Source organism: Rhizobium leguminosarum (genome assembly GCF_001679785.1).
Taxonomy (GTDB): Bacteria; Pseudomonadota; Alphaproteobacteria; order Rhizobiales; family Rhizobiaceae; genus Rhizobium; species Rhizobium leguminosarum_R.
Map to the genome: position 1 here is coordinate 1,204,205 of NZ_CP016287.1, position 22,412 is coordinate 1,226,616.

Here is a 22,412-nt window from a genome sequence, read left to right on the forward strand (position 1 = left end):
CGTGTTGCAGGGATCAGATTCTGTGCGAGATAACCCCACCCTTGGGATTTTTCATACAACACGCCGGAATTCTGGACGGCCAAGTTCAGTCATCCGGTTGAGAACGTGGACGCCGATCTGGGCTTCTGTTTTCTGATTGTCGAAGTTCCTCGCTTTGAGTTTTGGCCCAATGACCGTCTTCCATCTACCCATCTGGGTCTCCACCCGGCTGCGCTGGTTATAGCCGGTGGATTTCTGCCAAGCCATCGGGACTGTCAGGAATTCTGTGCGGGGGGCCATGATGATGAAAAGGAGAGAATCATCACATGGCTATCGAAAAAGAACTTCTGGACCAGCTTCTTGCGGGACGTGATCCGTCCGAGGTTTTCGGCAAGGACGGCTTGCTGGATGACCTGAAGAGGGCGCTTTCGGAGCGCATTCTCAATGCCGAGCTAGACGAGCATCTCGATGTTGAGCATAGCGAGGGGACCTGTGCCAACCGGCGCAATGGCTCCTCGAGGAAGACAGTTTTGACCGGAACGTCGAAAATGACGCTGGCCATTCCGCGCGACCGGGCCGGCACGTTCGACCCGAAGCTGATCGCCAAATACCAGCGCCGCTTTCCCGATTTCGACGACAAGATCATCTCCATGTACGCCCGCGGCATGACGGTGCGGGAGATCCAGGGTCATCTCGAAGAAATCTACGGCATCGAAGTATCGCCAGACCTGATCTCGGCGGTGACCGATACCGTTCTGGAGGCAGTTGGTGAGTGGCAGAATCGTCCGCTTGAGCTGTGCTATCCCCTTGTGTTCTTCGACGCCATCCGGGTCAAAATCCGGGACGAAGGTTTCGTTCGCAACAAGGCCGTCTATGTCGCACTCGCTATTCTTGCGGACGGCACCAAGGAAATCCTCGGGCTATGGATCGAGCAGACGGAAGGGGCAAAGTTCTGGCTGCGGGTGATGAACGAACTGAAGAGCCGTGGCTGCCAGGACATCCTGATCGCTGTGGTCGATGGCCTGAAGGGCTTTCCCGAAGCCATCACTGCCGTCTTTCCCCAAACGATCGTGCAGACTTGCATTGTCCACCTGATCCGGCATTCCTTGGAGTTCGTTTCCTACAAGGATAGAAAGCCCGTCATGCCGGTGCTGAGAGCCATCTACCGTGCCAGAGATGCCGAGGCGGGCCTGAAGGCACTGGAGGCCTTCGAGGAAGGCTACTGGGGCCAGAAATACCCTGCCATCTCTCAAAGTTGGCGGCGCAATTGGGAACACGTCGTTCCCTTCTTCGCCTTCCCGGAAGGTGTCCGCCGCATCATTTACACCACGAACGCCATAGAGGCCTTGAACTCGAAACTTCGCCGGGCCGTGCGCTCGCGTGGGCATTTCCCTGGTGACGAAGCCGCCATGAAGCTGCTATATCTGGTGCTCAACAACGCCGCAGAGCAATGGAAGCGCGCGCCGCGGGAATGGGTCGAAGCAAAGACACAGTTCGCCGTCATCTTCGGCGAGCGGTTCTTCAACTAATGAACCGGCCCCCCGCACAGAATTCCTGACAGTCCCGTACATTGTCGCTGACCATCTTGCGGATCTCCTCCGCCCGTTCCCAACTGATGTAACCTTCGTGCGCGTCCGGGATCAGGGCAAGCCATTCATCACGCGCCTTGCGGCGAATTCCAGATCGGCCATCGTATCCCGGTACGGAACGACTCTTACCATAAGTATAAGCGCCGCCGTAGATCGGGTTCGCAATCATCCGGTGGATGGTGGCATAATTTGGCCTGCGCCAGATGACGTCACCGTTGGCGCACCTGACGGGCAGGTCCAACCCCTGCTCAAGGAACCATAGCAAGGCCTGCCGGGCACTCCCGAGTTCGGTGACCTTGTTGAAGACGAGTGCGATGGCTTCCTGGATGCGTCGGTCTGGATCCTTCTCGATCCTATCACCGGCCTTTACGAAGCCGGCCGGAACAGTGACGACGAGTTCACCGCGGCGAGCCTTCTCATAGCGGGCGGAAAGGGAACGCTGACGCAAGAGATCGAGTTCATACTCGTTGAGGCTGCCCTTCAAACCCAGGAGCAGGCGGTCGTTGCCCTGGCGGGGCGCATAAACTGCTTCCTGGTCGACCAGGACGGTATCGACAACGCGGCACATCTCGATGAGTTGCTGCCAATCGCGGCTGTTCCGGGCGAAGCGCGATACCTCACGCGCGGCCACGGCGCCAACCTTGCCAAGGCAGACTTCCGCCACCATCCGATCAAATCCAGCCCGGGTCACGCCGCCGGCGGCCGAACGACCAAGGTCGTCATCCACCGTCTCTATATGTGACCATCCAAGGTAAGCGCGAATTTCTGCGCACCTTCTGAAGCGCGGTGCTCTCAGGCATGAGGTGTCCACCAAAATAGGTGGACACCAAATCATGGATGAAGATGTTCCTAAACTGCAGGTGCGGCTTGTTGGCCGCGACGGCCGTCGTCGATATGACCCTGCTTCGCGTGATCAGCTTGTCGCAGCGTGTTTAGAGTCCGGCGTTTCGGTCTCAAGGCTGGCGCTGGAGCACGGCGTCAATGCCAATCTCGTTCGGAAGTGGGTAAAGAGGGCTAAACAAGAGCGTGCTTTGACTTCGGTCTCGGCGTTCGTTCCGGTTCAGATTGCTTCGGATATCTGCTCGTCTTCTGCCAGCGCTCGACTGACGGAAGCGGAGCCGCTCGGAAAACGTTCTCATGCATCCAAGGTGAGCGCGCTGCTGCCGAACGGGGTCAGTCTGACGGCAGAATACAGCGATGTCGATGGACTGGCGGCAATCATAGGAGCGTTGGGTCATGTTCAGACTGGGCGCTGATCTCAAGGTCTACCTGCATCGAGAGCCGATCGACTTCCGCGCGGGCATCAACAGCCTTGCGGTCCTGGTCCAGGAGACGATGGCGCTGGACCCGTTTGCTCCTGCGGTTTTTGCCTTCTGTAACCGCCGGCGTGACCGGGTGAAGCTGCTGTTCTTCGATCGCTCGGGCTTCGTGCTGATCCTGAAGCGGTTGACCGAAGACAAGTTCCGATGGCCGCGCCGAGAGGTGCCGGTGGTTACACTGACGACCGAGCAACTGCACTGGATTCTCGACTACGCATGTTGATGCCCCTCCTGGTGAGGCTGAATGATTCTCAGATCGAGGTGATTAATGGTGCGGTTACGAAGGTCGCGAACCGCGTTGACGACCGCTGGGGAATTTTGGAACAAATATGCTCCGGTTGACTGCTGGTCGATGAGCAGGCGCTTCCGCCTGATTTGGACGTAAATCCAATTGACAGGAATATCGAGCCTGGCGGCCAGTTGTACGGCGCTGAGCAAAGTAGGTTCGTGTGTCCATCTGTTGCGCTGCGCCTTTGCCTTGATGCCCGCTGCAAGGCGGAGGCGTTGCACTGTGATCGGCAAAACCTTGTCCTCGCAATTGGGTGAATGGTGTCCTTCGCGCGTCAGTATTTCAGCGATTTGATCGTCGGGCACGCCCGTCAGAGCGAGCTCCAGCAGACGCGCGCGCAGTTCTTCACCGCGCGTGAGCTTGGCGACGGAATTGACTTTCATTTTGACGTGGAGATCAGTCACGGCGCCGCCACGCCACACGATCCTCGCCAAAGCAACGTCGCGCTCACCGCGGTCAAGGACGACTTTTTCGACAAGGCACCGCAATAGTGCCTTGCGATGAGCGTCGGTCGTCGCATCGTTGGCCCAGATTTGGGGAAGGCTATCGAATAACGCAACGACCTTGTTGTTGAGGTCTTTGCTAAACCCAGTGCGCTTGGCGGGTTCAGTCGATGCTCGTTGGGCAACGGCATCTTCAGCAGCGCGAAGTTCGCTCAACGCTGCTTCCCATCGACGCTCGAGTTCGGAGGCGACCAGACGATTATCAGGGTCAACGCGATTGAACTGGCGTTCTGCCAGCGCCGCGGCGTAGCGCTTGCGCTCAAGCTCCCGTTCAGCGCCAGCGCGCAAGGCCTTGTTGACCTGCTGTTGTGCCTGCCGAGCCCGCGCTAGCGCGTCAAGCTCCCCAGGCGCCAACGCGGCCAGGAAAGCGTCCGCCACAGCTGCATCGATCTGAGCCGCACGGACACGCTGGCAGTCCGGCAGGCCAGAGTGGGAATGCAGGTGGTTGCAAGCATACTCTCCGCCACCTTTATAGCGGACGTACATCTTGTAGCCACATCGCCCGCACCAGGCGATGCCGTGCAACAGCAATTCGCCATCACGGGGAGCTCCCCTGGTTTTGGCACGCATGTATTCGGCTCTGTTGTCTCGCACAATATCGCGGATCTTCTCATAGGTTGACCAGTCGATGTAGTGGGGGTAGCGATCCTTCACGATGATCCGCCAGTCTTTAATATCCTTGGGTGTTTTCGCCTCTGAACCGCCGTCACGCCCGGCGGCGCGAAAGCGGGTCCGTCCATAAACGAAGGCACCGGCGTAGGCGGGATTCTTCAAGATCCGGGCCACCGCCGAGACCGTTGCTCGCGCCCAGCGTAGTTCGCCAAACCGGTCGCGGCGCGGCAGGGGAAGGTCCCGATCATTTAGGACGCGCATGACCTTGGCGACGGTCCGGAACTTCAGGAATGTCCGGAACACAAGCTCCAGCCGTTCCTGAACACCTAGATCAGGATCTTTTACGACCACCCCGCTCGCATCGCGCACCAAACCAACCGGCAGCATGAGGGCAAGCTCGCCGCGCTCAGCCTTGGCAAGCAGACCTGCGGTCAAACGGCTCCGGATTGTATGCAGCTCAAGCTCTGAGATGGTTCCCTTCAGACCGAGAAGCAAACGACCATTGGCGCTGCCGGGATCATAGACGCCATCGCGATCGGCAATGAGGCAGCCGCGCAGGCCGCAGATATCAAGCAGCGGATACCAATCCGAACAGTTGCGAGCAAGTCGGGTCACGTCGATCGACAGGATCAAACCGATCTCACTCAGACCAACCCGTCCGACGAGTTCCTTAAAGCCGTTCCTGCCGGTCGTAGAGGCCCCACTGATGCCGAGATCGGCATCGATAACGTCAATATCGGCTTCATGCCAGCCAAGTTCACGAGCGCGCTCGCGGAGCGCGTACTGTAGCCGTAGGCTCTCTTGATTGCTTATGACTTGATGCGGTGTCGACTGACGGACGTAAACAACCGCTCTGCGTGCCAGATGGGTGGGCTTGACCAGTTCGGACTTCATGACATACCTCCGCCAGAACTGCGGCGACGTCGTCGAGAATCTGACGCCGCAACGCGGGTGATAACGTCGCCCACAGGTTCTTCGGTTCGATCATCATGACCTTCGAGAGTTTCCGCCACCGCGATAAGATCCCGAACTGCCTCAACGCTAAGTTTAATCTGATTCGTGGCTTCGACATATCCCTGTGTCGCTGACACGGGTATCAGCAAGGTCGATCCACCACGATGTTCAACCTCATACGAAGGCGCGAAGTTGCCGCCTCTACGTCCCACCTCACGGATTACATTAAAGGAGCGTCCAAATAACGGATGGCTCGGATCCAGCACCTCGATCTTGTCCGGTGATGATTCGTCAGACTCACAAGCAGGGATATTTCTGTAGGCCGTCGCTCGACGGGATCGATATTGATGCGATAGTGCGCCATCCCGTGCGGCAGTATCAGATCGCTGGCTGAAGTTGGTGAATTGATCGGTTGACGCGGCGACGCGGCTCAGATTCAAAACTGGGATGACCCGAACCGGCGAACCGAACGTTGCAGAACTGATGGCGCAGTTGGCGGCAAGCGCCGCCGAAATCGCTGCGCTCAAAGCCGAGAAGGAAGCGCTGTCACGGCGGGTCGTTAAGCTGGAGGAAGAACTTGCGCTCGCAAGGCTGCATCGGTTCGCACCCCGCAGCGAAAAGCATATTGATCGCATCTTCAACGAGGCCGAAGAGGCTGCAGACGATGATGACCGTGACAATGGCCTCGTCGTCGATCTCCCGGATACAGGCTTGCCGGCGCTCGATAGCGCGGCGGGAAAGAAGCGTGGACGCAGACCCTTGCCGGAAGACCTGCCGCGCGAGCGGGTCGAATACGATCTACCCGACGATCAAAAGGCTTGCCCTTGCTGCGACAGTCAAATGCATCGCATGGGCGAGGCCGTTACCGAGCAGCTCCATATCGAGGTCAAGGCAAAGGTTCTGCAGAATGTGCGGTTCAAATACGCCTGCCGCCATTGCGACCGCACCGGGATCAACACGCCTGTCGTGATCGCACCGATGCCGCCGCAACCCCTGCCGGGCAGCATCGCCACCGCCTCGACGCTGGCCTTCGCACTCGTCCACAAATACGTCGACGGCACGCCGCTCTACCGCGTGGCGCAAACGTTCGAACGGGCCGGCGTTCCAATCAGCCGAGGCGCTCTCGCGCACTGGGTGATCGGTTCGAGCGAGAGGCACCTGCATCGCATCTATGACGCTCTGAAGCTCCGGCTGCGATCGCAGCCTCTCATTCATGGCGATGAGACGACAGTTCAGGTGCTGAAGGAAAAGGACAAGGAAGCCACCAGCACGTCGTACATGTGGGCCTATCGCAGCGGCGAGGACAGTGACGAACCAATCGTGCTTCTCGATTATCAACCAGGCCGAGGCCAGATACATCCACAGGCATTCCTCGGCGACTACCGCGGCATACTGATGAGCGATGGCTACACAGTCTGGCGCACATTTGACGGCGCGACACATATCGGATGCATGGCGCATTCCAGGCGACGCTTTGTCGAGGCCCTCAAAACCAGGAAGAACGGAGGCGGACCGCCGGAACAGGCGCTCCGGTTCTTCGAGCAGCTCTACCGGATCGAAAAGCAGGCCAAAGATAAGGCCCCGGATGCCGGCGAGACGAAAGCAGACTGCATTCGCCGTTTCCGGCAACAGCACAGCTTGCCTGTCTTGAACGCGCTCAAGTCGTGGCTCGACAACATCGCGCCGAAGGTCGTGCCGGATACCAGGCTCGGCGATGCCGTGTCCTATACTCTCAACCAATGGGATTATCTGACGCGCTATATCACCGATGGCAGGATGCCGATCGATAACAACATTCTGGAACGCGACATCAGAGTTTTTGCGACCGGAAGAAAATCGTGGCTGTTCAGCGACACCGCTGACGGAGCCAGGGCCAGCGCCATGATCTACAGTCTGATGCTGACTTGCCGCGCCTGTGGCGTCGACCCACTCACCTGGCTGCGCCACGTGCTCACTGATTTGCCGCAGCGAAGCGAAGCGGCCGACATCGACGACCTGCTACCGTTCAACTTCTCCAAAACCACTACCGCCTAATAGGGCAGGATATTCCCACTGATACAGGGCGGTTCAGCGGTGCTGCAGCCGTCAATGCGCATCGAAAATAGCGCTTACGAACGACCGAGCAAGCTTGATCCTTTTGCCGACAAACTGGCTGGCTGGCTAAAGACCGAGGCCGGACGGTCGCGCAAGCAGCGCCGAACGCTGAAGCGTACGCATCCGAGGTGGACCGCAGGATTTTTGCAGTCGTGCGTGGTAACGTCGGGTTCATGGAGATCGATGAGGACAAGATCGACGATGCCGTTTTGGCGCTGTTGTGGCTAACGCTGCATAACGAGCGTTGTGCCTGGAAGGGCTTTGACTGGGCAACGACGGATCGCTTGCATCAGAAGGGCATGATCGGCGACCCGGTGAACAAGTCGAAGTCGCTGGTGCTGACGGACGAGGGTCTGCGGCGGTCGGAGGAGCTGTTTCGGACGCTGTTTACGCGGCAACCGATATCGCCACCGCCTTGATCCTCTTCCATTCCCAAGGCAAGAGCTCACGCAGGCGGGAGACGGGAAGATCTGCGATGCGCGTCAGCACATCTGCGAGCCAAGCCTTCGGGTCGATGTCGTTGAGGCGGGCCGTCGTAATAAGGGTCAGCATGATGGCCGCCCGGTCGGCGCCCCGCTCGGATCCGGCGAAGCTCCAGTTTCTTCTTCCACATGCAACCCCGCGCAGGGCTCTTTCCGCCGCGTTATTCGTCATGCAGATCCTGCCGTCGTCGGCGTATCTGGCAAAGTCGGCCCAGCGCGACAGCATATAGTTGATGGGTTCAATCACCGGTGAGGATCGCGACAGGCCTTCGAGTTCCAGCCTGAACCAAGCCTCCAGTTCGTCGAGCAGCGGCTTGCTCTTTTCCTGGCGCACGGCAAGGCGCTCTTCGGCACTCCGACCGTTGATCTCGCGCTCGATGGCGAACAACGCGTCGATGCGTTTAACCGCTTCCAACGCCGTCGCCGAGACAGGCCGTGCGCCCTTACCCCGGCGCGCACTGCGAGAGACGTCGGCCAGCTCGAAGAACTTTCGCCGCGCATGGGCAAAACAGAAGGCCGGCGTCACCGGGATTTGTTTCCTGCTCCGGTCAAAGAGCGGATTGAAGCCATTGTAGTTAATCGGCCTGCAGGATACCGGTGAACTCGGCCAAATGTCGTTGCGGATGTTCGCCACGCCGGTTGCTTGAGGCGTAGAAGACGGCGGCTGGCGGCGCGAGCCCTCCAAATGGCCGGTCGTCGCAAACGTAAGTCCATATGCGGCCGGTGATGCACTGCCCCTTGGCGAGGATCGGGATGGTGGTGTCGTCGCCGTGCAACCGCTCGGCCGCAAACAAATGGGTCTCAATAAGATCGAACAGCGGTTTGACGGCGGCGCTGACGTAACCAACCTGGTCGGCAAGCGTCTGGGTAGACAGATCGATCCCTTCGCTGCGAAAGCGTCGACTTTGGCGGTTGAGCGGTTGGTGCTCGGAGAATTTGTCGAAGACGATGGTGGAAAGAAGGTTGGGGCCGAGGAAGCCGCGTGGTGTTGCATGGAAGGGTGCGGGAGCCTGGCTGATGCAACCGCAGTCCCGGCAGGTAAACTTCTCCCGCACCGTTTCCACGACCTTGAAGCGGCGCGGGATCTCCTCCAGCGTCTCGGTGGTATCCTCACCCAGCTTCGACAGCCGCTCGCCGCCGCAGTGATCGCAGGCCGTGGGGGCTGCGGTGATGACGCGCTCGCGTTCGATATTCTCTGGCCAAGGCTTGCGCACTGGTCGCTTGCGGGTGAAGGCACGCACGGCTTGGGTTTTGGCGGCAGACGTTCCTGAAGCGAGCTCGTCCTCGGTCGCGTCGGCGACCAGCTCTTCGAGCTGCAGTTCCATCTGGTCGATCAGCCGCTGGGTGCGCTCCCGGCTCGGACCGTGTTTGTCGCGTTCCAACTTGGCGATCAGCAATTGCAGATGGGCGTTGAGCGCCTCGATGCTGGAAAGCTCTGCTTTGGCTTTGGTCGCTTCGGCCTCGGCGTGCAATCGCGCCTCGCGTTCTGCCAGCAGCGCGGCGTGGGCGCTGGCAAGATCGTCAGGAAGGGAAAGCGGCGGCAACGACATGGCAACATAGGAACATATTTCTTCAACGAATTCAATGAAGAAGGCGCTCAAACCCGTGTCGGACGCCAGGTTTCCTGAGGGGCTCGCCAGTCAATTCCGGATAGCGACGGCCTACAGAAATATCCCTGCTTGTGAGTCTGACGAATCATCACCGGACAAGATCGAGGTGCTGGATCCGAGCCATCCGTTATTTGGACGCTCCTTTAATGTAATCCGTGAGGTGGGACGTAGAGGCGGCAACTTCGCGCCTTCGTATGAGGTTGAACATCGTGGTGGATCGACCTTGCTGATACCCGTGTCAGCGACACAGGGATATGTCGAAGCCACGAATCAGATTAAACTTAGCGTTGAGGCAGTTCGGGATCTTATCGCGGTGGCGGAAACTCTCGAAGGTCATGATGATCGAACCGAAGAACCTGTGGGCGACGTTATCACCCGCGTTGCGGCGTCAGATTCTCGACGACGTCGCCGCAGTTCTGGCGGAGGTATGTCATGAAGTCCGAACTGGTCAAGCCCACCCATCTGGCACGCAGAGCGGTTGTTTACGTCCGTCAGTCGACACCGCATCAAGTCATAAGCAATCAAGAGAGCCTACGGCTACAGTACGCGCTCCGCGAGCGCGCTCGTGAACTTGGCTGGCATGAAGCCGATATTGACGTTATCGATGCCGATCTCGGCATCAGTGGGGCCTCTACGACCGGCAGGAACGGCTTTAAGGAACTCGTCGGACGGGTTGGTCTGAGTGAGATCGGTTTGATCCTGTCGATCGACGTGACCCGACTTGCTCGCAACTGTTCGGATTGGTATCCGCTGCTTGATATCTGCGGCCTGCGCGGCTGCCTCATTGCCGATCGCGATGGCGTCTATGATCCCGGCAGCGCCAATGGTCGTTTGCTTCTCGGTCTGAAGGGAACCATCTCAGAGCTTGAGCTGCATACAATCCGGAGCCGTTTGACCGCAGGTCTGCTTGCCAAGGCTGAGCGCGGCGAGCTTGCCCTCATGCTGCCGGTTGGTTTGGTGCGCGATGCGAGCGGGGTGGTCGTAAAAGATCCTGATCTAGGTGTTCAGGAACGGCTGGAGCTTGTGTTCCGGACATTCCTGAAGTTCCGGACCGTCGCCAAGGTCATGCGCGTCCTAAATGATCGGGACCTTCCCCTGCCGCGCCGCGACCGGTTTGGCGAACTACGCTGGGCGCGAGCAACGGTCTCGGCGGTGGCCCGGATCTTGAAGAATCCCGCCTACGCCGGTGCCTTCGTTTATGGACGGACCCGCTTTCGCGCCGCCGGGCGTGACGGCGGTTCAGAGGCGAAAACACCCAAGGATATTAAAGACTGGCGGATCATCGTGAAGGATCGCTACCCCCACTACATCGACTGGTCAACCTATGAGAAGATCCGCGATATTGTGCGAGACAACAGAGCCGAATACATGCGTGCCAAAACCAGGGGAGCTCCCCGTGATGGCGAATTGCTGTTGCACGGCATCGCCTGGTGCGGGCGATGTGGCTACAAGATGTACGTCCGCTATAAAGGTGGCGGAGAGTATGCTTGCAACCACCTGCATTCCCACTCTGGCCTGCCGGACTGCCAGCGTGTCCGTGCGGCTCAGATCGATGCAGCTGTGGCGGACGCTTTCCTGGCCGCGTTGGCGCCTGGGGAGCTTGACGCGCTAGCGCGGGCTCGGCAGGCACAACAGCAGGTCAACAAGGCCTTGCGCGCTGGCGCTGAACGGGAGCTTGAGCGCAAGCGCTACGCCGCGGCGCTGGCAGAACGCCAGTTCAATCGCGTTGACCCTGATAATCGTCTGGTCGCCTCCGAACTCGAGCGTCGATGGGAAGCAGCGTTGAGCGAACTTCGCGCTGCTGAAGATGCCGTTGCCCAACGAGCATCGACTGAACCCGCCAAGCGCACTGGGTTTAGCAAAGACCTCAACAACAAGGTCGTTGCGTTATTCGATAGCCTTCCCCAAATCTGGGCCAACGATGCGACGACCGACGCTCATCGCAAGGCACTATTGCGGTGCCTTGTCGAAAAAGTCGTCCTTGACCGCGGTGAGCGCGACGTTGCTTTGGCGAGGATCGTGTGGCGTGGCGGCGCCGATCGGCGAAGATCGGACGGAACGGCTCGATCAAATTCCGGCTTGCTATCAGGTGATCGTCACGATCCGCCCGAAATACTCTTGTCCCAAGGGCCGCACGGGCGTGGTACAGGCCAGAGCGCCGGCGCATTTGCTGGAAGGTAGCTGGCCGACCGAAGCCCTGTTGGCGCAGATCGCCGTGTCCAAGCATTCCGAACATATGCCGCTCAACCGTCAGGCGACAGTCATGGCCCGACACGGAGTGCCGATCGACCGTACGGTCCTGGCCGATTGGATGGGCCGAACGGGTGCTGCGATCGCGCCGGTGGTAGACCGCATGGCCATGATCCTGAATCAGGGCAGTTCAAGACTTTATGTCGATGAGACTACGGCCCCGGTGTTGGATCCGGGCCGCGGCACGACGAAAACTGGCTATCTGTGGGCTGTTTTGCGCGATGATCGCGGTTGGAACGGCTCTGCGCCGACGGGCGTGGTCTTCCACTACCGGCCTGGGCGTAAAGGCGAATATGCCGCAGAAATCCTCGACGGCTTCAACGGCACGATCCAGGTCGATGCCTATGGTGGCTACTCGCACCTCGCCACGCTGGACCGCACGGGCGGTGATCCGCTAAAGCTGGCCTTCTGCTGGGCGCATGGCCGCAGAAAACTGATCAAGGCCAAGCCGAAGAAAGGTTCGCCCATCGTCGATGAGGCGTTGTTACGTATCGCCGCTCTTTACAAGATTGAAGACGGCATCCGAGGCCGTGATCCCGAATATCGCCGGGCTGTCCGCCAACACCTGTCCCGCCCATTGGTGGATGAGTTCTTCACCTGGCTGTCCGCTCAAGCCGCGCGCGTCTCGCGCAAGTCCGACCTCGGTCAGGCTATGGCCTATATGCTCAAACGCCAGGATGGCTTCCGGCTCTTCCTCGATGACGGCTGCGTCGACATCGATTCAAACCTGGTCGAAAACGCGATCCGCAGCCCGGCCATGAACCGCCGCAACGCGCTGTTTGCCGGGCATGACGAGGGTGGCCGAAATTGGGCCCGCTTTGCCAGCCTGATCGGAAGCTGCAAAATGAATGGTGTCGAACCCTACGCCTACCTGCGAGATCTCTTCATCAGCCTCGCCAACGGTCATCTCGCCAAAGATATCGACGCACTCATGCCGTGGGCCTATGCGCACTGCCGGACCAGCGCCTCACAGTGAGCTCGTCCGGGACTCTTCGATGAGCTCACAGAAAATCCGCAAGCGATAGACCTGACCGCTACAACCGCAAAATCAATGGGGTGGAGACGCCGCATACGTCTATATAGACAGAGCATCCACACTCTCACTCACTCCACAATGCGGCCCAACTCGGATGCGTACGGCGGAACTGGGAGAGCGCGGCCTGAAAGTGGATTACAGCGCCGTCCGGACCTTCGTGCATGAGGAAGGGCTGAGTTATAAAAAAGACGTTGGTCGCCAGCGAGCGCGAGCGGCCCGATGTTGCCGCCCGGCGGGCGCGTTCGCTGAAGCATCGCTATCGCATCGACACATCTCGCCTCGTCTTTATCGACGGTGAGGCGGATCAGCAATCGATCCAGTGAATCAATTGCCCGCCGAACGGGACGAAGACGAATAAGACGCCGCTCAGGGGCTGGGCGCCGCGCGGCGAACGGCTGTTGGGCCATGCGCCCTTCGGTCACTGGAATACCATGACTTTTGTCGCAGCCCTCAGGGCCGACCGCGTCAGCGCACCGTGGATCATCGACGGCCCGATCAATGGCGAACGCTTCCGCATCTATGTCGAGAAGGTGCTGGTACCGGAGCTCAACCCCGGCGGACATCGTCGTCATGGATAATCTCGGCTCGCATAAGGCCAGAACGATCCGCGCCGCCATCCGCAAGGCCGGCGCCCGACTGTTCTTCCTGCCGCAGTATTCCCCCGATCTCAATCCGACCGAAAAGCTCTTTGCCAAGATCAAGCACGAGCTGCGCAAGGCGCAGGCCCGAACCCGACAGGCCATCGACAAGGCGCTGGCAGCAACCCTTCAAACCGTCTCGCCGAAGAGTGCCAAAACTACTTCAAGGAAGCCGGGTATGAACGGACATAAAACAATCCCGCTCTAGCTCGGCATTGAGAATGCGCTCCGAAAGCGCCCTCTTCAGGTCATCCAGCAAGCCGTCCTTGCCCAAAAACCTCGGACGGATCACGTCCCGCAAGAAGCTGGTCCAGAAGTTCTTTTTCGATAGCCATGTGATGATTCTCTCCTTTTCATCATCATGGCACCCCGCACAGAATTCCTGACAGTCCCTCGGCGGCTTGCAACGGTTCATATCGATCTTTTCGGCACTCCGAAATCTCTTCGTCCCCCCGCACCAGAAAAACTCAGCCCTCGCCATCCACATCCATCGGATCCGCGCAATGGCGCAGTGGAAAGCCGTGACCGGCGCAACCGCCTGACGTCTCAGACAAGCGCCCTGTTCCGACTTTGATCAAACAACGTGACATCGCCCTCTGCTGACCTGATACCATTGGCCAAGGAGACGAAGGGCGTAACGGTCGCCAAGCAGGACGACATCGGCGTCGCTCAGCAAATCCGTCTCAACACCATCCAGCCGCCCTTCAACAATGTGAAGCTACGCGAAGCATTGCTGTACGCGGTAAACGGGGATGATTTTCTGGCAGCGGTCATCAGCGATCCATCGTTGGGCAAGGCATGCAAGTCCTTCTACACCTGCTCGTCACCCTACGGAAGCGGGTTTCCCTTCGGATCTGGAAAAGGCCAAAAATGGTCGCCGAAAGCGGTTACGACGGCACCCCTGCGGTCCTACTCGATGCGACCGAAAATACCAACATCCATGCGTTCGTGACAGTCGCCGACCAGTTGCTCCAGGAAATCGGCATCAAAACCAAGGTCGAGGCGATGGACTGGGCAACCGTCACAAGCCAATCGTGCAAGCAAGGAGCCGGTCACTGCCGGCGGATGGTCGATCTTCATTTCCGGCCCTGGCGGTCTCGATTTCCTCGAGCCGGTTGGTCATCTGGGAGTGCGATCCAATTGTGAAAAGGCGTGGTTCGGTTGGCCTTGTGACGCGGATATCGAGACGATGCGAGCAAATTTCGCCGAACTGACGAATCTCGATGAGCGTAAAGCGCTCGCTGAGAAGATCCAGCTTCGCGCGCTTCAGGAAGCAGGTATGCGCGAGGGCGTTGGTGCGCGGATATGAAATCGAGGGCATTTCGATCTTTGATGTAGTTGGTTATGCCTGCGTGACTTGACGCCGGACAGACTCCGGGCGTCCACATGCCAGCATGCGGTTGAGAACGATGCAACCGATGGCAACCTCGGTCTGTTGAGCCGGAAAGGAGCGGGCCCGCAGGCGCAATCCGATCAGCCCCTTGTATCGTCCGATGGCGGTTTCGATCAGCGCACGCTTGCCGTAGCCGGCGGCTGCCTGCCATTTCAGCCGACCGTCGCTTGCGATTGCGGCAATGTGCTTGTCCCTTTGACCAGGCGGTCCGGTATCACCGCTTTCCACCGCCGTGGAACGCGGTGGAATGACGATGTTCGCGGTTGCGCTGTGCTGCAGGATAGACCGATAGGTTGGTTTGCCGTCATAGGCTCCGTCGGCCGTGAACTGGTCGATCTCGCCGTCGATCTGATCGAGCAGCGGTGCCACCTGGGAAGGATCATCCGTTTTCTGGTCTGTCAGCCCATGGGCAATGATCGCGCCACTTTTGGCATCCACTGCCAGATGCAGCTTGCGCCAGGTGCGACGTGATCTGGCGCCATGTTTTTGCTCCAGCCACTGCCCGGCGCCGTAGACTTTCAATCCCGTGCTATCGACAAGCACATGCAGCGGGCCGTCCGGCAGCGGCGGGTTTCGTCGGGCTGATGGCTCCCACTTCTGTGCCCGACGGCTCAGCGTCGTATGATCTGGAACTGGGACTTTCAGCCCCATGAGATCCAGCAGCGAGTGGAGCAATCCCTCGGTCTGGCGCAGCCGCATTGCGAAGACGCAACCCAGCGTCAGCGCAGTCTCAATGGCGAGATCGGAATACTGGGCTTGGCCGCCGCGGGTCTTGCGTCGCGGAGCGCGCCATCCTGCCAGTGCCTCCGGCGTTACCCATAAGGTCAGGCTACCACGCCGGCGCAGACCTGCTTCGTAGTCACGCCAATTCGTCACCCTGAATTTCATCTTTCCGACGTGATGACGACGATCGGCGTTGTGTTTGTACGGCATGGCACTCGGATCAAACTGATTTCGATCCTGCCTGCCTATCGCCAAACCGTTGACAAAGGATCCATGCACCAACGCTCGTCTGTAAGCTTGTCTGGAAGGCACCAGCCTATCACAGCGTCATGCAGATCCTCCACAATCCACTCTACGCAGGCGCCTATGCCTTCGGAAGACGTGCGCAGCGAACGCGGATCGTCGATGGCCGCGCTCGCAAGGCTACGGGGGTGCGCAAGCCGAGGGATGAGTGGAGCGTGCTGCTGCGCGACAATCATCAAGGCTACATCAGTTGGCGGGAGTATGAGGAGAACCATAAGCTTCTGGCCGAGAACGCGCACATGAAGAAGAATTGCGATCGCAAGTCAGCGCGTGGCGGCCGTGCGCTGTTGACCGGACTGATGCGATGCGGTCGCTGCGGCCGAATGATGCGCGTCTTCTACGGCAGCGCAAAAGGCAACGCGCATCGCTATCAATGCCGCGGCGACGATGCTCATGTGGGTGTCGGCCTTTGTATAGGCATTGGCGGCGTCAGGGTCGACCGCGCCGTTGCGATGCAGATTTTAGAAGCGGTGTCGGACCGTGCTGTCGAAGCGGCAATCTTCGCCTCGGATCAAGTCGAGCGGTCCCGAAGAGATGTTATTGCGGCAATCGAGCGGGACCTCGAAGGCGCACGCTACGAAGCGCTGTTGGCCAGTCGCAGGTATGAGCTTGTGGACCCGGCCAAGCGGCATGTTGCACGCGAACTGGAGGCCCGATGGAATGATGCCCTGGAGCGAGTAGGCGTGCTTGAGCGCAAGATCAAGGACCTATCCGCGCTGTCAGCAGCGCGCCCCGTCATCGATCGTGGCCGACTCCTGCAGCTTGCCCAGGATTTGCCGACCGTATGGAATGCGCCCTCGACGGAGACGCGAACGAAGCAGCGGCTCATCCACATCCTGGTTCAGGAGATTATTTGCGATCTCGATGATGCGACCAACGAGGCGGTGCTATTAATCCATTGGACCGGCGGTCGGCACACAGAGGTGCGTGTCGCGCGCGTCAAGACCGGAAGATATCCTGCCGAGCTCGCACCATCGGCCGTTGAGGCACTGCGCAAACTGGGCGGACATTGGCCAGATCGGGAACTCGCGGTCTCCCTCAATCGGATGCTTTGCAAGACAGGTGATGGCGAGAGCTGGACGACCGTGCGTGTTCGTGACATGCGCGAGCGCCTGGGAATTCCCGAATATGATGCCACCAAAGTGGACGTACCGATGATCAGCTTGATGAAAGCGGCGGAGAAACTCGGTATTTGCGTCGGATCGGCCAAAAGCCTGGTGCAGAGAGGAATTTTACCTGCAACGCAAATCCTTCCCGGCTCACCGTGGATGGTTCCCGTCGAAGCATTATCCTCGGAAGCCGTCCGGATAGGGGTGCAGGGTGTCATCGATCGACGCCCGAAGTTTTATGAAGATTATCAATACGATAAAGTCGTCCGGTTGCCCGGAATCTGATGGAGGGATGCATTATGAAGCGCACTGTGCGCGTTTTCCGCGGAAGCCGAAGATCGCGCCGGAGCCCGGTGCCTCCTTGATCGCCGTCTCGACCAGCGCCGATAGACCATCAATGCCACGCCGCATATCCGTCACCCCGCAGGCCAGATAGACACGCACATTCCCCGAAGGCCCGATCATGCCGCCTCCAGACAGGCCGCCAGCGACATAAGCAGCTTCAGTTCAACGTCAATCGGAACCTTCAAGCACCGACCGTTTCGGAGCAAGATCTCGACAACCGCTGGCCTCGGTAGCGTGGTAGACGCCTGGCTTACGCCCACCTCCTCGGTGATCTCAACCGGAAGGAACATCGCAGGTCGGTCAACATAGCTGAATGACTGCCGCCACAAGCGGATCTGCCCAGGATGAATGTCATGCCGGCGAGCCACATCACCAATGCGAGCGCCAGGTTCATCCGCCTCCGCCAATATCCTCAGTTTCGCCTCGTCCGACCAGCGCCGTCTGCGCTCAGTACCGGACATGATCTCAATTCGAGCCATGAAACCTCTTTGATCTGGTATTAATGTCAGCACTAATGCTGGTTCTAATGCCAGAACATCGCCTGATTTGCCCGATCAGCAAAAACCGCTCACCGGACGCTCACTTCCGTTGCAGCCTTTCCGGCGCTTCCTCTGGTCGAACTCTGGAAGTTCCAGCATGGATGTTCGACCGGTCTCTGAGTGCGGCTTGGCGCACCATGCCGTTTGCGCATGTTGAACTTGCCAGCCTCCACGCCTTGGCCGGGTTGCTTGAAGAGGCAGGTGGCCCATCACAATCGACGAAGATGAGCGCAGCATTGGTCTCTCACGAAGCGAGTCGGAGGGATGTCGATGCCACACCAGTCCAGGACATATCAGTTCGATCTGTTTTCGGGTCTACACAGCAGGAAGACAGCAGTAATCCCGCAATGGCAGCAGTTGCCGGAGGAGGCGCGTCGGACACTGACGGCACTCATAGCGCGACTGCTCGTCGACCACGCAAACGGCGAGAGCTCCTCGCACCAGAAGGAGGCCGGTGATGATGCATGAGAAAATCGGGCCACACCACCTGGAGCGCAAGGCGATCCTATATGTCCGGCAGTCCTCGGTCCATCAGGTTCTGCACAATCGCGAAAGCAGTGCTCTTCAATACGCCATGCGCGATCGCCTGACAGCACTTGGCTGGTCGCGCATTGAGACGGTGGATGACGATCTTGGTCGTTCGGCGGCAGGTGGTGTAACCCGCGCTGGTTTTGACCGGATGGTCGCCGAGGTCTGCCTTGGCAAGGTGGGGGCGGTTGCGGCACGAGAGGTATCGCGTTTTGCCCGCAACAGCCGAGACTGGCAACAACTCATCGAGATGTGCCGTGTCGTTGATACCGTTCTAATCGACCAGGAAGCGGTCTATGCGCCGCGCCAGGGTAATGACCGCCTACTGCTGGGACTGAAGGGTAGCCTCAACGAATATGAACTCGATCTTCTACGTCAGCGTTCCCTTTCCGCACGCTACGAGAAGGCCCGCCGTGGCGAGCTTGTCGTCGCTACCCCGGTCGGCTTCGTAAAGGCAGGTGACAGGATCGAGAAAGATCCCGATCGACGTGTTCAGGAAGCCATTACATTGGTCTTCAACAAGGTCGCCCAACTCGGAAGTGCAAGGCAGGCCCTGCTATGGTTCCTCGAACATGGACTGGAACTGCCTGTCAGGCGTGCCAATGGGGATGTCCTCTGGCGCAGGCCAAACTATGCGACCATCCACCGGATGATTGCGAACCCGATCTACGGCGGCGCCTATGCTTATGGTAAGAGTCGTTCTGTGTCATCATACGGTGGCCGATCTGGAGTTCGCCGCAAGTCGCGTGATGAATGGCTTGCCTTGATCCCGGATGCGCACGACGGCTATGTCAGTTGGGAACGGGCGGAGGAGATCCGCAAGATGGTCAGCGACAATGTACCCGCGAGCCGCCATCATGGAGCGGCGAAGCATGGCGACGCCCTGCTTGCCGGCCTTTTCCGCTGCAAAAGGTGCGGCCGGAAGCTGACGGTTCGTTACACAGGGAACAACCATAACATTCCGCGCTATTCCTGCTGGCGTGGTCTGCTCGACAATGGCGAACCACGCTGCATCGCCTTCGGCGGCCTGCGGGTCGATGACGCGATCGAAGAGGCGCTACTCGGGGTGGTCGAACCGGGAGCCATTGCCGCCGCCGCCGAGGCGGAACGCAATATGAGCAGCCAACGTGACCAGGTCCGCGACGCCCTCCAGCGCGATCTTCAGGCTGCACGCTATGCCGCCGACCGGGCATTCCGGCAATATGACGCGGCTGATCCTGAGAACCGGCTAGTACCACGCCACAGAGATTATGACTCTTTGACGGGGTAAGCTTTACGGAGCTTTTTGCGGGCATTTTCGGTTGTGAACATCCATTGGATCTTTGCGCCGTGGGCGTTGCGTTGCTGCTCCCAGGCTGCGACTTCGGCGATTATGGTGTCTTTGTTGTCGATACGACGGTCGAGGCATTGGCTACGCAGGACACCGATCTCGATCTCGACCATGTTGAGCCAACTGGCGTGCTTGGGCGTGTGGTGGAACTCCAGTCGCTTCAGCACCCTTCGAGCTTGCGGGGCGGGAAATGCGTCGTAAAGCGCCCCGGCGGAATGAGTGGAGAGGTTGTCCATCACCACGCGGATGATCGGCGCGTCGGGATAATCGACGTCGACCAGTTCGCGCATGCACTCGGCGAAGTCTTGGTTGGTTCGCCGATCGGTGACCTTCACCCTGCGCCAGGGCCGGTGGGCGTCCATGAAGACAAACAGATTGACCGTGCCGTTTCGGCGATACTCGCAATCGTAGCGTTCAAGCTGGCCAGGCTTGGCCGCAATGGGCTCGCGCACTTCGCCGATGAGTTGGGTCGGGCTCTCGTCGAAGCAGACCACGGGCCTTTGTGGATCAGGCGTTTCTGCGTAGAGGTCGAGAACATCCTCCATGCGCGCGACGTATTCCCCATCGATCTTTGGGATGCACCACATGTCTTTGCGCCAAGGCTTGAGATGGTTCTCAGCCAGCCGGCGACGCACGGTCTCCGAGGACAACTGGTCATGATCGGTGAGCCGGACCATCTCATCTGCCAGAAGCTCCAGGGTCCAGCGGGCTCGCCCGGGCGGCGGCTTTGAGCAGGCGGTCGCTACCAACAGCGCCTCCTCCTTGCTCGATAGCTTGCGCTCAACACCCGGGCGCGGTTCTTCGCTGAGCGCCCCTTCCAGATTGGCTTCCACAAACCGGCGTTTGGTCCGGTAAATCGTCGATCCGCTGACGTTCAAGGTTGCCGCGATCACCTCGTCGCTGAAGCCTTCGTTCGCTGCGACCAGGATCTGGGCGCGCTTGATCTTGCGCGACCTGTGGCACCCCCCGCTCAACAAAGCGGCCAGTTGGTCACGTTCCGATTGGCTAAGCTCTATGTGAAACTTTATATTCATCGACACCTCCTTCAGCGTGGAGACGCAGATGAATCCCAAAATGAGTCCCTCACTTGACCCGCAAGCCGCAACGGCAAGACGGGGCCTTACGCAGATCCAAGGCCAGTACCTGGCCTTCATCTACGCCTACAGCCGCATCTTCAAACAGCCTCCGGCCGAAGCCGACATGCGTCGCCACTTCGGCGTTACGGCTCCGTCTGTTCACCAGATGGTGCTGACCCTCGAGAAGGCGGGTTTTATATCTCGCGTGCCAGGCGCCGCACGCAGCATCCAACTTCTCATCCCACCAGAAGCCCTGCCAATTCTACGATAAGACAAACCGTCATAATCTCTGTGGCGTGGTACTAGTGGCGTCGGAACTTGAAGCGCGGTGGAACAAGACTCTCGCTCGCGTCGGCGAGATCGAGAATAAGATTGCCGGCCATGAAGGTGCGACGCCTCAACCATCGCCGATGTCGACATCAGAGATGGCAGCCCTTGCGGGGAACCTTCGTGCCGTCTGGGCAGCGCCATCGACCGATGCCAGGCTTAAGAAACGCATCGTGCGCACGGTCATTCATGAAGTGATCGCCGACCTCGACGACGTAACCTCCGAGATCGTCCTCGCAATCCACTGGGTTGGCGGTGTCCATACGCAACTGCGGCTGCCGAAGAGGCATCGCGGCCAAAGAAACGCTACTCCCGACGATATCATTGAGGCGGTGCAACAGCTCGCCCTCATTGCCAACGACGATGTAATTGCCGGGGTCCTCAACCGCAATGGACTGACGACCGGCAATGGCAATCGCTGGACCCGCGAGCGTGTCACGGCACTCCGGTCATATCGCAAGATCCCAGTCTTCCGTCCGCAGACGGACGGGATCGAGCCTTGGCTCAATCTGGGAAATGCGGCACGACTGCTCAGTGTCGCGCCAAAGACGTTGAGACTGGCCGCTGAGGCCGGCGAGATCGAGGGCGTTCATCCCTTGCCGAACGGTCCGTGGATCTTCAGCCGGTTAAAACTCACTACCCAGCAAGCCCAGCAGATCGCTGATCGCGCCCGACAAAACCCGAAATACCCCGCGGGATCGCACCAAAATCAGAAAAGCCTATTTCCTTCAACTACATAGAAAGATGGGTGTTATGAAACGGGATTGTAGTCTCTGCGCCAATCCTCCATCTTTTCGCGGGCATCCGCAAGGGTCAGGAACCAATGCTGGTTCAGACATTCGGCTCGGAAGCGGCCGTTGAATGCTTCGATGAAGGCATTGTCCGTCGGCTTTCCCGGACGTGAGAAGTCCAAGGTCACACCCTTGGCATAGGCCCAAAGATCGAAATCGTAGCCCGTGCTGTCTGGCTCTACTTTCGCTTTGATCTGAGCCTGCGCGATGTCGAGGAAATGCTGCTCGATTTCGGGATCGTCGTTTCCTACGAGACCATCGTAACCATCCGGTCAGGACCGCAGTAGCGGAGGCTTTTTGCGATTTCTTTCTGCCACTGGTTTCGATGGCGGGTCGCCAATTCCGCGAAGATTGCGGATAATCTGTTGAAGGTTTTCAATCCCCACTTGGGTGAACAAGATGATGTGCTCGCTGAGCTCCGAGGCCGGATAGTCATCATATGCACACAAGGAGCCATCTTCAGCGAACATCTCAATCGAACATTCTCGCAAGAAGTCTTCGTCCTCACCAAGCATCGCTGCGACATATTTCAGTGTGTAGAGGGCAGAGTTGCGGTAGCCCATGATGCCTCGTTCTGTGTTTTTCAGATTTGG

At 59.1% G+C, this 22,412-nt stretch carries 17 protein-coding genes and 11 pseudogenes; 17 read left to right on the forward strand and 11 right to left on the reverse strand.

Features of this window, described 5'->3' with window-relative positions:
• Positions 1–51: 51 nt before the first annotated feature.
• Positions 52–246: pseudogene (locus BA011_RS30125) on the reverse strand (IS5/IS1182 family transposase); the annotation flags it as partial.
• 59 nt (positions 247–305) lie between these two features.
• Between BA011_RS30125 and BA011_RS30130 the strand changes: the two are divergent.
• On the forward strand, positions 306–1,508 hold the full coding sequence (locus tag BA011_RS30130; protein ID WP_065283473.1) for an IS256 family transposase: 1,203 nt from the start codon (positions 306–308) through the stop codon (positions 1,506–1,508).
• A gap of 37 nt (positions 1,509–1,545) precedes the next feature.
• Here the strand turns inward: BA011_RS30130 and BA011_RS30135 are convergent.
• A pseudogene (locus BA011_RS30135) lies at positions 1,546–2,319 on the reverse strand (recombinase family protein); the annotation flags it as partial.
• An 82-nt stretch (positions 2,320–2,401) separates the two neighbouring features.
• Between BA011_RS30135 and tnpA (BA011_RS42675) the strand changes: the two are divergent.
• Together tnpA (BA011_RS42675) and tnpB (BA011_RS30140) are read left to right on the forward strand one after the other, a co-directional pair.
• Positions 2,402–2,824 (forward strand): IS66-like element accessory protein TnpA, encoded by a 423-nt coding sequence (gene tnpA / locus BA011_RS42675; RefSeq protein ID WP_151343628.1) that lies wholly within the window; start codon positions 2,402–2,404, stop codon positions 2,822–2,824.
• Positions 2,805–3,110, forward strand: coding sequence for an IS66 family insertion sequence element accessory protein TnpB (gene tnpB, locus BA011_RS30140; RefSeq protein ID WP_065283474.1), 306 nt, complete (start codon positions 2,805–2,807; stop codon positions 3,108–3,110). Before tnpA (BA011_RS42675) ends, tnpB (BA011_RS30140) begins: the two co-directional genes overlap by 20 nt.
• On the opposite strand, the gene BA011_RS30145 is transcribed toward tnpB (BA011_RS30140), so the two are convergent.
• Positions 3,098–5,185: a recombinase family protein gene (locus BA011_RS30145; RefSeq protein ID WP_065283428.1), complete on the reverse strand. Its 2,088-nt coding sequence runs from the start codon at positions 5,183–5,185 to the stop codon at positions 3,098–3,100. The two genes, tnpB (BA011_RS30140) and BA011_RS30145, sit on opposite strands and share 13 nt — an antisense overlap.
• 507 nt (positions 5,186–5,692) lie before the next feature.
• On the opposite strand from BA011_RS30145, the gene tnpC (BA011_RS30150) reads away from it, so the two are divergent.
• Complete coding sequence (gene tnpC, locus BA011_RS30150) at positions 5,693–7,279, forward strand: IS66 family transposase (protein ID WP_065283475.1); 1,587 nt, start codon at positions 5,693–5,695, stop codon at positions 7,277–7,279.
• Positions 7,280–7,512: 233 nt separating this feature from the next.
• Complete coding sequence (locus BA011_RS30155; protein WP_041365332.1) at positions 7,513–7,758, forward strand: DUF6429 family protein; 246 nt, start codon at positions 7,513–7,515, stop codon at positions 7,756–7,758.
• Here BA011_RS30155 and tnpC (BA011_RS30160) read toward each other — a convergent pair.
• Positions 7,727–9,371, reverse strand: a protein-coding gene (gene tnpC, locus BA011_RS30160; RefSeq protein ID WP_151343658.1) for an IS66 family transposase whose coding sequence is annotated in 2 segments (ribosomal slippage) — positions 7,727–8,398 and positions 8,400–9,371 — 1,644 coding nt in all. Because the reading frame shifts where the segments join, the coding sequence is not laid out codon by codon here. The two genes, BA011_RS30155 and tnpC (BA011_RS30160), sit on opposite strands and share 32 nt — an antisense overlap.
• A 492-nt stretch (positions 9,372–9,863) precedes the next feature.
• On the opposite strand from tnpC (BA011_RS30160), the pseudogene BA011_RS30165 reads away from it, so the two are divergent.
• The 3 pseudogenes from BA011_RS30165 to BA011_RS30175 form a co-directional block, all read left to right on the forward strand.
• Positions 9,864–10,946 (forward strand): annotated as a pseudogene (locus BA011_RS30165) (recombinase family protein); the annotation flags it as partial.
• Between the two features lie 505 nt (positions 10,947–11,451).
• A pseudogene (gene tnpC, locus BA011_RS30170) lies at positions 11,452–12,657 on the forward strand (IS66 family transposase); the annotation flags it as partial.
• A 163-nt stretch (positions 12,658–12,820) separates the two neighbouring features.
• Positions 12,821–13,547 (forward strand): annotated as a pseudogene (locus tag BA011_RS30175) (IS630 family transposase); the annotation flags it as partial.
• Positions 13,548–13,557: 10 nt separating this feature from the next.
• Here the strand turns inward: BA011_RS30175 and BA011_RS42685 are convergent.
• Positions 13,558–13,690 (reverse strand): annotated as a pseudogene (locus BA011_RS42685) (IS256 family transposase); the annotation flags it as partial.
• Between the two features lie 51 nt (positions 13,691–13,741).
• Between BA011_RS42685 and BA011_RS42690 the strand changes: the two are divergent.
• The 3 genes and pseudogenes from BA011_RS42690 to BA011_RS44535 form a co-directional block, all read left to right on the forward strand.
• Positions 13,742–13,897 (forward strand): annotated as a pseudogene (locus BA011_RS42690) (IS6 family transposase); the annotation flags it as partial.
• A 41-nt stretch (positions 13,898–13,938) separates the two neighbouring features.
• On the forward strand, positions 13,939–14,307 hold the full coding sequence (locus tag BA011_RS46370) for an ABC transporter substrate-binding protein (RefSeq protein WP_335727686.1): 369 nt from the start codon (positions 13,939–13,941) through the stop codon (positions 14,305–14,307).
• Positions 14,226–14,501 (forward strand): hypothetical protein, encoded by a 276-nt coding sequence (locus BA011_RS44535; protein WP_186806582.1) that lies wholly within the window; start codon positions 14,226–14,228, stop codon positions 14,499–14,501. The genes BA011_RS46370 and BA011_RS44535 overlap by 82 nt, the downstream gene beginning before the upstream one ends.
• 196 nt (positions 14,502–14,697) lie before the next feature.
• On the opposite strand, the gene BA011_RS30195 is transcribed toward BA011_RS44535, so the two are convergent.
• Positions 14,698–15,681 carry an IS5 family transposase gene (locus BA011_RS30195; RefSeq protein WP_065283479.1) on the reverse strand — a complete coding sequence of 328 codons (984 nt, stop codon included), beginning with the start codon at positions 15,679–15,681 and terminating at the stop codon, positions 14,698–14,700.
• Positions 15,682–15,800: 119 nt separating this feature from the next.
• On the opposite strand from BA011_RS30195, the gene BA011_RS30200 reads away from it, so the two are divergent.
• Positions 15,801–17,168, forward strand: coding sequence for a recombinase zinc beta ribbon domain-containing protein (locus BA011_RS30200; protein ID WP_237352724.1), 1,368 nt, complete (start codon positions 15,801–15,803; stop codon positions 17,166–17,168).
• Positions 17,169–17,180: 12 nt separating this feature from the next.
• On the opposite strand, the gene tnpB (BA011_RS30205) is transcribed toward BA011_RS30200, so the two are convergent.
• Together tnpB (BA011_RS30205) and tnpA (BA011_RS30210) are read right to left on the reverse strand one after the other, a co-directional pair.
• Positions 17,181–17,348, reverse strand: coding sequence for an IS66 family insertion sequence element accessory protein TnpB (gene tnpB / locus BA011_RS30205; protein WP_080739709.1), 168 nt, complete (start codon positions 17,346–17,348; stop codon positions 17,181–17,183).
• Entirely contained in the window at positions 17,345–17,707 is a 363-nt protein-coding gene (tnpA, locus tag BA011_RS30210) for an IS66-like element accessory protein TnpA (RefSeq protein ID WP_065283480.1), read from the reverse strand. Before tnpA (BA011_RS30210) ends, tnpB (BA011_RS30205) begins: the two co-directional genes overlap by 4 nt.
• Before the next feature lie 330 nt (positions 17,708–18,037).
• Between tnpA (BA011_RS30210) and BA011_RS30215 the strand changes: the two genes are divergently transcribed.
• Entirely contained in the window at positions 18,038–18,235 is a 198-nt protein-coding gene (locus BA011_RS30215; RefSeq protein WP_065283481.1) for a hypothetical protein, read from the forward strand.
• Positions 18,225–19,529 (forward strand): annotated as a pseudogene (locus BA011_RS30220) (recombinase family protein); the annotation flags it as partial. The gene BA011_RS30215 and the pseudogene BA011_RS30220, both read left to right, overlap by 11 nt.
• Before the next feature lie 14 nt (positions 19,530–19,543).
• On the opposite strand, the gene BA011_RS30225 reads toward BA011_RS30220, so the two are convergent.
• Positions 19,544–20,659 (reverse strand): IS630 family transposase, encoded by a 1,116-nt coding sequence (locus tag BA011_RS30225; protein WP_065282351.1) that lies wholly within the window; start codon positions 20,657–20,659, stop codon positions 19,544–19,546.
• A gap of 28 nt (positions 20,660–20,687) precedes the next feature.
• Between BA011_RS30225 and BA011_RS30230 the strand changes: the two genes are divergently transcribed.
• Positions 20,688–20,972, forward strand: coding sequence for a LexA family protein (locus BA011_RS30230; protein WP_420493416.1), 285 nt, complete (start codon positions 20,688–20,690; stop codon positions 20,970–20,972).
• Between the two features lie 31 nt (positions 20,973–21,003).
• A pseudogene (locus BA011_RS30235) lies at positions 21,004–21,768 on the forward strand (recombinase family protein); the annotation flags it as partial.
• Positions 21,769–21,791: 23 nt separating this feature from the next.
• Here the strand turns inward: BA011_RS30235 and BA011_RS30240 are convergent.
• Positions 21,792–21,977: pseudogene (locus BA011_RS30240) on the reverse strand (integrase core domain-containing protein); the annotation flags it as partial.
• Here BA011_RS30240 and BA011_RS42700 point away from each other — a divergent pair.
• Positions 21,957–22,079, forward strand: a pseudogene (locus BA011_RS42700) (IS6 family transposase); the annotation flags it as partial. The pseudogenes BA011_RS30240 and BA011_RS42700 overlap by 21 nt on opposite strands.
• Before the next feature lie 12 nt (positions 22,080–22,091).
• Here the strand turns inward: BA011_RS42700 and BA011_RS30245 are convergent.
• Positions 22,092–22,382 carry a hypothetical protein gene (locus BA011_RS30245; RefSeq protein WP_065283482.1) on the reverse strand — a complete coding sequence of 97 codons (291 nt, stop codon included), beginning with the start codon at positions 22,380–22,382 and terminating at the stop codon, positions 22,092–22,094.
• Positions 22,383–22,412: the final 30 nt, after the last annotated feature.